The organism is Meiothermus luteus (assembly GCF_003574085.1).
Classification (GTDB): domain Bacteria; phylum Deinococcota; class Deinococci; order Deinococcales; family Thermaceae; genus Meiothermus; species Meiothermus luteus.
Genome location: NZ_QWKZ01000177.1, coordinates 1 through 2,515 on the forward strand (window position 1 = coordinate 1; position 2,515 = coordinate 2,515).

The following is a 2,515-nucleotide window of genomic DNA, read 5'->3' on the forward strand; positions in this document are numbered from 1 at the left end:
CCCGTGCAGGACCCCGCCCCGGAGGCCCCCGAACTGTGCTACCTCGTCGAGGGCATGGACTGCGCCGACTGCGCCAACAAGATCGAGGCCCTGGTGAACCGCACCCCCGGAGCGTCTAACCCCCGCGTGGCCTTCACCACGCAGGTGCTGCGGCTCAACCTGGACGAGTCGGTCACGCCGAGGGAAAGCCTGGAGGCCAGGATACGCTCCCTGGGCTATAAGCCCACCCTGCGGGTCCCGGACGGTACCAAAAGCCATACCCACCCGGAAGAGGCCGCCCATCACCCTGACCGGGGTGAGGCTAGGGCCCAGGACGGCGAACACGTCCACGAGCTGGAGGACAAGCCCTGGCACGCCACCCGCCAAGGGCGCGAGGTGATCACTACCGGCGTATTGCTGGTGGCGGCCCTCGTCTTCGGCTTTATCGAGCCGCAGCTTTCACGCTGGGGCTACATCGCTGCCACCCTGATCGGGGTCTGGCCGCTGGCCCGCAAGGCCTGGGCCGGGGTGAGGCTGGGCAACCCCTTCAGCATCAACACCCTGGTCACCATCGCTGCCATCGGCGCGGTCGTGATCGGCGAGGCCCCCGAGGCCGCGGTGGTGGTGTTCCTGTTTGCGGTGGGCGAGCTGCTGGAAGGCATCGCCGCCGGAAGGGCCAGAGCAGGGATCAAAGCCCTGGCCGCCTTGGCCCCCAAGACCGCCTTCCTCCTCGAGGGGGAAGGGGAGGACATCCGTACCCGCGAGGTCCCCGCCAGTAGCCTGCGGGTCGGGCAGGTGGTGCAGGTGCGCCCAGGCGGGCGGGTCCCCGCCGACGGCACCATCCTGAGCGGGTTCTCGGCCCTGGACGACTCGCCGGTGACCGGAGAATCGGTGCCGGTCAGCAAGGGCCCCGGTGACCGCGTGTTTGCTGGCTCCATCAACACCGACGGGGTGCTCACCGTGCGGGTGGACAAGGACCCCTCCGACAACACCATTGCCCGCATCATCCACCTCGTCGAGGAGGCCCAGGGGTCCAAAGCCCCCACCGCCCGCTTCATCGACCGCTTCAGCCGCTACTACACCCCTGGGGTCCTGGCGATCGCGACCTTGATCGCGGTGGTGCCCCCCCTGTTCCTGGGCGGAGCCTGGCACGAGTGGCTCTACAAGGCGCTGGCGCTATTGCTCATCGGCTGCCCCTGCGCGCTGGTGCTCTCGGTGCCGGCGGCCATCACCTCGGCCATCTCGGCGGGGGCGCGGCGGGGCCTGCTGATCAAGGGGGGCGCGGTGCTGGAGACCCTCGCCCGCGTCCGCACCGTCGCCTTCGACAAGACCGGCACCCTCACCGAGGGGCGGCCCCGGGTGACCGATGTGGTTGCTCTGGAAGGCTCCGAGGCCGAACTGCTGGGCCTCGCCGCTGCGGTCGAACAGGGCTCCTCCCACCCCCTGGCCAAAGCCATCGTGGAGAAGGCCGACGAGGTGGGGGCCACGCTGCCCCCTTCCAGCGACCAGCAGGCCGTCCAGGGCAAGGGGGCACAAGCCATGGTGCAGGGCCGAACCCTGGTGGTCGGCTCGCCCAGGTACGCAGCCGAACTCGCTCCCCTGGCCGCAGAGGTAGCCGGGCAGATCGAGGCGATGGAACTCCAGGGCAAGACCGTGGTGGTGCTGCTGAACCCGCCCACCCCGCTGGGCCTCATCGCCCTGCGGGACGAGCCGCGGCCCGACGCCCGCAAGGCGGTGCAGGCGCTGCACCGCATGGGTATCCAGACCGTGATGCTCACCGGCGACAACCGCCGCACCGCCGAGGCCGTGGCCCGCCAGCTGGGCATAGACACAGTAATCGCCGAGGTTTTACCCGAGGACAAAGCGGCTAAGGTGAAAGAGCTCCAGGCCCAGGGGCGCAAGGTGGCGATGGTGGGCGACGGCATCAACGACGCGCCCGCCCTGGCCTGGGCCGACGTGGGCATCGCCATGGGAGGGGGCACCGACGTGGCCCTCGAGACCGCCGACGCCGCCGTGCTGCGGGGCTCGGTGCGGGGGGTAGCCGAGCTGGTGCGGCTCTCGCGGGACACGATGCGGGTCGTGGCACAGAACATCGCCTTCGCGCTGGGCCTGAAGGCGGTGTTCCTGGCCACCACGCTGCTGGGCATCACCGGTTTGTGGCCCGCCGTCCTGGCCGACACCGGGGCCACCGCGCTGGTCACGCTGAACTCGCTGCGGCTGCTGCGCTTCCGCTAGCCGCCCGCGGCCTGTGGCCTGTGGCATACTCGAGACGAGGTTATCGCGATGCCGACCGCTTTAGACCGAGCCGCCGCCTGCGAGGAGCGGGGCATCCACCCCGAAGCCCTCGAGACGGCCCGCCGGGCCGTGCCCGACGAGGCGCGCGTGGCGCGGGCGAGCAGCCTGCTCAAGCAGACTTGACCGTTATTCAGGGTTGAGGCTAGATAGAGGCATGAACTTACGCGAAGCCTTAGCCTCATTGGACGATCCACGCTACCAGAACCGGCGCTATCCGCTGTGGGGGGTGGTGGCATTGGTG

General features: G+C 69.9%; 2 protein-coding genes. Both read left to right on the plus strand.

Features of this window, described 5'->3' with window-relative positions:
* A partial coding sequence (locus Mlute_RS14865) for a heavy metal translocating P-type ATPase (RefSeq protein ID WP_456237815.1) occupies window positions 1–2,214 on the plus strand: 2,214 nt, incomplete at its 5' end.
* 48 nt (window positions 2,215–2,262) lie between these two features.
* Window positions 2,263–2,397, plus strand: a complete 135-nt coding sequence (locus Mlute_RS16515) for a hypothetical protein (protein WP_281270872.1) — start codon at window positions 2,263–2,265, stop codon at window positions 2,395–2,397.
* Window positions 2,398–2,515 lie beyond the last annotated feature (118 nt).

What these genes read in the sequence shown, in the direction of transcription:
- Mlute_RS16515 (WP_281270872.1), top strand. Translation starts at nt 2,263, where the DNA reads ATGCCGACCGCTTTAGACCGAGCCGCCGCCTGCGAGGAGCGGGGCATC.